Raw genomic sequence first — 6996 nt, forward strand, 5'->3', positions numbered from 1 at the left:
GTCCCAACTTTCGGCGCGCGCTCCATCAGGGCGCGCGTTTCTTCTTCGCGATCACAGCCTTCCGTTCATCCGATCTCGCTGTGGCAGACGTTCGTCGAATCTCGTGAAAATCCCAACGAAAAAAATCGCTCGGTCTTTTCCGACGCTCAAAGACATGAGTCAAGCTATTGATTTTATGCGAAAAAATGAAAAACACTAGCTTTCCAAGTTAAACACTTTGGTAAGCTCGTGGAGGACTAGGCTTGAAAGCCAGTGCATCCGGTCAAGCAAAAATCCAGATTTTGCACTCTCTGGAGTGCAGCCCCATCTGGGGCCTGCGCGTTGATCGATCGGCCAACCTGTCCTCTTGCCCTGCCAGAAATTTCATCGCACACCGGCAGATCAACCCGAGATAGAGATCTGACCGCACCTTGACTGCACCATTGACACTCACGCCCATGCTGGGATTTCGCGAGCCCGCCTTTTCGTTCCTGTCTCGAACGGCTCGTCTGAACGGTGTTCCGACACAGATCTTCGCAGGTGACATGGGGCTGAGCTTCAGCAAAATGATTGAGGGCGATGAGGAACAGATCTCGAAGCTCGCCGGCCTGACGGGTTGCGATACCGATACCTTGATGGCTTGGACGCCCCGCTATCTGGGCGGGCGTGAGCACTCGTTTCGCGGACACGTCATGCATGCGAAGGCGATTAAGGAAATCCATCTCCGCGGATGTCCCGAATGCCTGCGAGAGGATATGGCCCATCTGCGAGGTGGCCCCGCTCTTCGAGGAGACTGGCTATTTCGTCCGGTGTCGCTCTGCCACAAGCACCAACGGCCGCTGGTATTTCTCTGGGCGGGGCGCGACCGGACCGAACGCTACGACGTCTCCGCGCGGATGGCCGAGATCAGCGCACAGATTCTTGCTGGCGAACTTGATTTGCCTCCGAGAGAAGAAACCAATTTCGACAGGTGGCTCGCGACACGCCTCGAAGGTGAGTGCTCCACGCTCTGGATCGATCAATTTTCGCTCTACCCGGCAGCGCATTTCTGTGAGCTTCTGGGGCGGGCGTGTTGGGCGCCGAAAATTCCGAAATGGCAGAAGTTCTCGCCTGACGAGGTTTGGCACAGTTTCGATCTCGGATTTGAGGTCGCTAAAGGTGGAGAACGTCAGATCCGCGAGGTCCTATCCGATCTGCAGGCCATCGTCGGCGAGCCGACGGATGGGCCAAAGAAGAAATTTGGTGATCTCTACGACCGCTTATCCTTCGACCTAACATCTCAAGACTACGCACCTTTCAGAGCCTTGCTGCGAGATCATATTGCTCAAACCTGGCCCTTAGGGCCCGGTGACGAGTTGATGGGCGAACCGATTTTGGAGCGGCGGCGCCATTCGGTTCTAACAGCGGCCCGCGAACTCGGAATGGACTCTCGGCGCCTTCGCAGCCTACTCGTGGAGGCACGCGTCGTTCGACCAACCGATGCTGGACGTTCGGATGCATGGGAATTGTTCGACGTAGCAGATGCCGCCCCGATTTTGGATAAGATCCCGACGCTTGTCGCCGCGACAGAATTTCAGGCGGCGCTCAGCATATCGCGATCCCAATTCGAGATCCTACGCTCGGACGGTTTTTTCGAGCCGCATCTCGCCGGTTCCGGTCACAAGCCGCTTTGGGATGTTCGCGCCGCGCGTCGGTTCGTTGAGGACATCTTGACCGGTGCTGAGCAAATCTACGTTCCGATGCACAACTGGGGTGACCTCGCGAAGACAGCGCAACGTTTGAGAATCTCTCCCGGACAAATCCTGCGTATGATCGAAAGACGTCAGCTACGACGTATCGGCAAGCATATGACCCGAGACGGCTATGCATCTATTCTCGTCACGCTCGACGAGGTCGAGCGGCAGCTCGAGCGACCGAATACGCCGGGCATCACGATCGAAGTTTTTGCCCGGCAATGTGGCCTGAAGCCCACCAGCGCGAACAGGCTCGTCCGCCTCGGTCATACGCCGTCGACTTCGGGTCGCAACCCTAAGACCAAGGTTGAGCAAGCGTTTCTGTCTTCTGCCGATATCGAGGCCTTTCACGCGCGGTTCGTAACGCTAAGGGGACTCGCGGTCGAGCGTGGCAGCACATGGCAAGCTTTGAGACACGAGCTCTCTGCAGCCGGCATCTCACCGTTTAGCCCAGACGGAAGTGACTATGGTGCCATATATGAAAGAAGCGAGGTTCATCGCCTTGACTGATGCCGATCCATTGGGCGGTCAGAACGGTGTTATCATGCGCCTTGAAGAAGCGCCTCGAGGTTCGCCCGAATAGCCAGCAAAGACGAAAGCCCGCCTCGGGTAGCAATCTCGCTAGGTCGGGCACCGCCGAACATTGGGCCCGCGTTTGGAAGGGTGAACCACGTCTTGGAAAGAGGTTCGCCAAAATAGACCTCGAGAGCATGGTAGATCCCAAGCACCGCGCTCAAACGATGCATCTGGTCGTCGGAAAGTTCAATACGCCCGCCCTCTCCTTCGAACATGCGCCACCGGTCTGAGGCGAAACCTGCGAGACTCGCAGCTTCGTCTTCGGTCAGTCCCCATTCAAGCACCAGGCGACGATACGCTTTCAGCGCGACCACGTTCGATGCTTCAGTGTCGAGGTTTGATGACATACGCTCTCCCTAGTGACGCGATCGGTCATTCTGCACCATTTACGGTCGTGGGTGACGGCGCTGGAAGCAGAAAATCGAAAGGTTCCATTCGCTCATTTTGCGAAAAGATGACTTAGCTGGACGCGTCTGCCTGCTTCACTCAACGATCTCAACGGGTTGTTCCGAAAATCCCACCTTGTGAAAAACAAATTTTTTGTTTTCAAAGACTTATTGACCCGTCGACCTCTGGGACACAAGGTGACAGCCGGACGGTCGACCACCATTGTCAAGATCAGGGCCGCACGACGAAACCGTGATGAAGAAACTCCCCAATACTCTCATCCTCGCTGACCTTCATCTCGACCTTTGGCACAAGGCGGGGCTGAACCCTCTGGACCTCGTCGACTTCGATGCAGTCGAATTGATGATCATCGCGGGCGATCTGACAAACAAGCCCCTGACTCGGTGGAAGCAAGCGCTTGCGCTTATCGGAGAGCGGCTCCCATTGGAGCGCGTGCACATAGTTCCGGGCAATCACGATTACTACGATTTCCAGCTCGATGGCGATGCACGGCTTGCTGACATCGCACAGACAGCCGGAGCCAACTTCGCGCAAAAAGCAGAGATTAAGTGCGCGACGACACGCTACCTATGCTGCACGCTCTGGACCGACATGCTTTCTGGCTATGGAACACTGGAAGAAAACGCCGCCGAGGCAGCCCGGATCATGAACGATTACTACCGTATCAGGATCGCGCGGCCCGCCTTCCGGAAGGCACGACCGCTCGACACGGTGGAGCGACATCGTGACCACGTAGCGTGGTTGGAAGCGAAGTTATCAGAACCCTTTAATAGTGAAACCGTGGTCGTCACGCATCATGCTCCGCACCCATTCGCCTTAGCGCCGCAGAGTCCCGTCCCGCAAGCATATGCCTCGGATCTGAGCGACCTCATCAACCGATACCGCCCTCACCGATGGCTCTACGGACATACCCATCTCGCGACGGAGTTTAAGATCGGAATGACCACGCTGCGGAATGTCTCGATAGGCTATCCATCGAAGGCGACAAGTGGGCGTGACGACCGGTGGGCGGCGGCCCTGGGGGACAGCGAGTGAGATGAAGGAGCACTACCTTTGCGTCCTCAACGCGGTTCACATCAGCAGGGGGCGTTCCGGGACCGGGACTCGCGATTGGCGCGCGGACTGCTGCAGGCGCCCTTGCGCGCCCTAGACAGCAATCAATCCGTTTTGCCCAACCACAAAACATCAATGGCTCGTCAGGCCGGCTCCCGAATACCACATGGGGTCAGCTTTCATTGTCACGAAGCGTTATGAGACCTAGACAAAGCAGCGAAACCGCGTGCCGATCGACAGAGCGGCCCTAACGTAACGCAAACAAGATTGTTTCCGCGCATATTCTGCAAGACAAGACCGAACTCATCGGGAATGCGTTGAAGGACGAAAATGACACCTTCCAGCCGAATGGATAAGGCTTCGGTCCGGGCCCTCGAGGAGAACCTGCTCGATCTCCTTGCCGCCGCAGCGCTCGGCGAGGCGGTCGACTTCTCAGTCATGTCTCCCACGGAAGTGGCTGAACTCGGCTATGCGGCCCAGCTCGCACGCGGGCGCGTCGAGGATCCGAATGACAGGCTTGGCACAACGATGCGTAAATGCAGGGATTTGCTCGCGACAGTCACGCTCGAAGAAGTAGAAAATCCAAAGACGAAACTGCAAGCGCGCTGGAAGGCGCCTTTTCCCTTGGACCTCGGCAAGATCCGTTCGGAGCTCAGTCTGCGCATGCGCACCGCAAAGCGGCGCTCAGCATTGGACACCGGCACTTCAGCGCCATGACGGTCCTTGCGTTTTGAATTTCGAAGCCCGGGAAATCGCCGCGCCGCCGACGAAACACCACGCGACGTCAAATGGCGAATTGTCGTTACGAAATTGAAATCATCAAAGATATCGCCTCCATTCTCCCGCTAGAACAATTCCGCACCGTGCAACTCGGATATCAAGTGGCCAGAAAGTGCCCATTGCCGTGCTCTGCAATAAGTTGATCCAGAAGCCTCTGTTCACGTGGAGTGATTGCATCATGATCAACAAACCGCCAGTTGCGCTCGTAGAGGGCCAGTGCAGTCTCACCGTCCACAACTGCATCGTCAGGACGGTTCCAGCATAGTTGGCGTAGCTGCGGGTATTCATTCACTTTGATGATCATATCATCCTCAGAGGTTTCATGATCGCCGATGTCTATCAAACACCGGTAACATTGCGGGAGCTAGAAAATCTTTCGATGAGGAGACAAACGCTAAACCCCTAAACCCCTAAACCCCTAAACCCCTAAACCCCTAAACCCTTGCTGGACGCTGTGGGTGCAGCGCGACAACCGGTTTTTCGACAAACCGCATCGAAGCGTATTCAAGGGGATGTAACGTTCGCGTCTCGCCCGAAGCGGCCCACCCCTCTCTCCTTGGCCTGTCAAGCTCGCCGAGCTTCTGAATCTGCGCAGCAGTATTTTCCTGCCTGTGCGGTTGCTTCACCTTCCATAGGTGTCCTGCCCTTACGAGACAGGACGTTTGACGGCTGCCACCACGTGCAGGTAGCTCATTGCCCTTGCTCATCAGTAAAGAAGGGATCGTCGGCGTTCTTCAGGCTGCACACGTTGCGGTCCGGGTCGATGAACGCGCCGGTCGTGCCCCAGTCGTGCATTTTGACTTCGACTGGCACGCCTTGAGCCTCCAGCAGGCTGGCTGCAGCCTTCACGTCTGAGACGTTGAAGCGCAACGCAACCGGGTTCTGAGAAATGTCTTTCCGCGTGACTTCGGCGCGTCCGCCGGTCTCGATCATCAAATATCCGTCGCGGAAGCGATCGACGAGGTGCTCGGGCCTAATGACTGTAGCTGCATCGAAGTGCGCACGAGGGAAGCGATCTTTTCGCTTATTATCGATGTCGACAGCTATTCGCGAAGCTGTCTACTGCTCGGCGGTTCGCCGCGGTTCTGCGAGGCGACATCTGCCCCTCAGTGAAGAGGGTGTCCCGAATTGCGCATCCGTTCCAAATCGGAATCTGCCGATGACGAGACCAACTTCGACGGCCAGAGGCACAAGATGAGAGCCGCGAGCGCGAGGGCCGGACGGAACCATGCGCCGAGCGCCATCATCGCGACCGCGGCGACGGCTGACTGCCACGAAATATCGCCGCATCTTAGAGCGATCAGACAGATCTGTGCAAAGAGCCAGAGAAACGGAAGCAAAATGTGGAGACGATCGCGCGTCTCAAGCTCCCCAAATATCAGGTCGAAAGGGGAGTCCGGCCGCGACACCTTGAAGCTCAAGAAGAAAATCACGGCGAGCGCAATGCTTGCGAGCACAAAGCTCCGGCGTCCGAGGCGCAAGCGGGCGAAGCACACACGGATCATGAAGGCTCACCCTGCCGTGGGGTTTTCGCCGATTTCAGGGCGTAGGTATCGGGAACTAGCGGGGGTAACGGGCCGGTGACCAGTTCCTGCGAGGGCTCAGGTTCGCGGGGGAGCAGAGGGCGTGGATTGATCCGCTTCGGCGGCCAGAAGAGGGTCAGGCCGATCCCCACCAGCAGCATGGGCCAGAAGACGAACCCCGACCCGAGAATGACGATTGCCCCGATGAAACGCGGCCAGCCCATGTCGCGAATGCGCTGCGTGAGAAGGCTGATCTGTGCCGCGGCCCATGCGAGGCAGATGAGCAGCATCGCGAGCGCGGCCAGTTCCGACGGGGTTTGGGGCGGGGTGCCCTCACCGCTGACAGCCGCGAATGCGACTGCGACGATGGCGAATATACAGAGGCTCGCAAAGATATAGCTCCCGCGCCCACGTCGCTTTCGGGAGAACACATCACGTGCGAAACGGGCCTCGTTCGCGCGCTGCCATGCCAAGACGGGCTCTTCATAGACCGGCGTGTGGATCGGCGGCGGCTTCGCGATAGCTTTCACCGGCGGCTTCCGCGGCGCCCGCTTGGCGGCCGTCTGCGCCCTCTTCGGCGTCTTTTTCGCCGATTTGCTCCTCGTGCTGTAAGACAGACCCGTGCCGGGAATGCTGAGCGTCGTCCGGACGCCGCGCTTCGATACGTTCACGGTCGCCCCGCGGCCGCCGAAACTCGTCGATATGCCTGATTTGGAGAGGTTGAGCCGGACCCCCGGTGACCTGCCACTGAACTTTCATCCAGCCGCGACCGGAGCCCGGTTGGTGTTGATCCGCACCCCAGAGCTCTACCGCCCTTAGGCAGAGTTTCCCGGCTTTGCTCAGGGTGACGGGCTGGTGACGCCCCCTGATTTCGTCAGCGTGATCGGAGCCTTGTTCCCGATCGCGCCGTGTGGCCGTTCCTCATTGTAGTATCTACGCCAAGC

General features: G+C 57.9%; 9 protein-coding genes and 1 pseudogene. 3 read left to right on the plus strand and 7 right to left on the minus strand.

All coding sequences use genetic code 11. The annotated features are described in order from the left end of the window. Positions 1 to 422: 422 nt before the first annotated feature. Positions 423 to 2222 (plus strand): TniQ family protein, encoded by a 1800-nt coding sequence (locus BMI87_RS18550; RefSeq protein WP_168175235.1) that lies wholly within the window; start codon positions 423 to 425, stop codon positions 2220 to 2222. Between the two features lie 32 nt (positions 2223 to 2254). Here the strand turns inward: BMI87_RS18550 and BMI87_RS18555 are convergent, their stop codons facing one another. Next, a complete protein-coding gene (locus BMI87_RS18555; RefSeq protein ID WP_078523025.1) occupies positions 2255 to 2635 on the minus strand; it encodes a hypothetical protein in 381 nt (126 codons plus the stop codon). Between the two features lie 295 nt (positions 2636 to 2930). On the opposite strand from BMI87_RS18555, the gene BMI87_RS18560 reads away from it, so the two are divergent. Further along, the gene (locus BMI87_RS18560; protein ID WP_078523026.1) at positions 2931 to 3731 is read left to right on the plus strand and encodes a metallophosphoesterase; all 801 of its coding nucleotides are present in this window, start codon (positions 2931 to 2933) and stop codon (positions 3729 to 3731) included. A gap of 348 nt (positions 3732 to 4079) precedes the next feature. Further along, the gene (locus BMI87_RS18565; protein ID WP_146681667.1) at positions 4080 to 4466 is read left to right on the plus strand and encodes a hypothetical protein; all 387 of its coding nucleotides are present in this window, start codon (positions 4080 to 4082) and stop codon (positions 4464 to 4466) included. A 160-nt stretch (positions 4467 to 4626) separates the two neighbouring features. Here BMI87_RS18565 and BMI87_RS18570 read toward each other — a convergent pair whose 3' ends face one another. The 6 genes and pseudogenes from BMI87_RS18570 to BMI87_RS22250 form a co-directional block, all read right to left on the minus strand. Further along, a complete protein-coding gene (locus BMI87_RS18570; RefSeq protein ID WP_246832742.1) occupies positions 4627 to 4833 on the minus strand; it encodes a hypothetical protein in 207 nt (68 codons plus the stop codon). 386 nt (positions 4834 to 5219) lie between these two features. Beyond that, entirely contained in the window at positions 5220 to 5462 is a 243-nt protein-coding gene (locus BMI87_RS18575) for a VOC family protein (protein ID WP_078523028.1), read from the minus strand. 173 nt (positions 5463 to 5635) lie between these two features. After that, positions 5636 to 6034, minus strand: coding sequence for a hypothetical protein (locus BMI87_RS18580; protein ID WP_078523029.1), 399 nt, complete (start codon positions 6032 to 6034; stop codon positions 5636 to 5638). Then, entirely contained in the window at positions 6031 to 6582 is a 552-nt protein-coding gene (locus tag BMI87_RS18585; protein ID WP_246832743.1) for a hypothetical protein, read from the minus strand. The genes BMI87_RS18580 and BMI87_RS18585 overlap by 4 nt, the downstream gene beginning before the upstream one ends. An 87-nt stretch (positions 6583 to 6669) precedes the next feature. Continuing rightward, positions 6670 to 6777: pseudogene (locus tag BMI87_RS22955) on the minus strand (DUF4236 domain-containing protein); the annotation flags it as partial. Between the two features lie 114 nt (positions 6778 to 6891). Further along, positions 6892 to 6996, minus strand: a 105-nt coding sequence (locus BMI87_RS22250; RefSeq protein WP_146681604.1) for an integrase core domain-containing protein, incomplete at its 5' end; no start/stop codon positions are given.

Source organism: Thioclava sp. F28-4, from assembly GCF_002020045.1.
GTDB lineage: Bacteria > Pseudomonadota > Alphaproteobacteria > Rhodobacterales > Rhodobacteraceae > Thioclava > Thioclava sediminum.

Bases quoted from the DNA above. Each gene is read 5' to 3' on its own strand.
- BMI87_RS18570 (WP_246832742.1), bottom strand. From the start codon at position 4,833: ATGATCATCAAAGTGAATGAATACCCGCAGCTACGCCAACTATGCTGG.
- BMI87_RS18560 (WP_078523026.1), top strand. From the start codon at position 2,931: ATGAAGAAACTCCCCAATACTCTCATCCTCGCTGACCTTCATCTCGAC.
- BMI87_RS18555 (WP_078523025.1), bottom strand. From the start codon at position 2,635: ATGTCATCAAACCTCGACACTGAAGCATCGAACGTGGTCGCGCTGAAA.
- BMI87_RS18580 (WP_078523029.1), bottom strand. From the start codon at position 6,034: ATGATCCGTGTGTGCTTCGCCCGCTTGCGCCTCGGACGCCGGAGCTTT.
- BMI87_RS18575 (WP_078523028.1), bottom strand. From the start codon at position 5,462: ATGATCGAGACCGGCGGACGCGCCGAAGTCACGCGGAAAGACATTTCT.
- BMI87_RS18565 (WP_146681667.1), top strand. From the start codon at position 4,080: ATGACACCTTCCAGCCGAATGGATAAGGCTTCGGTCCGGGCCCTCGAG.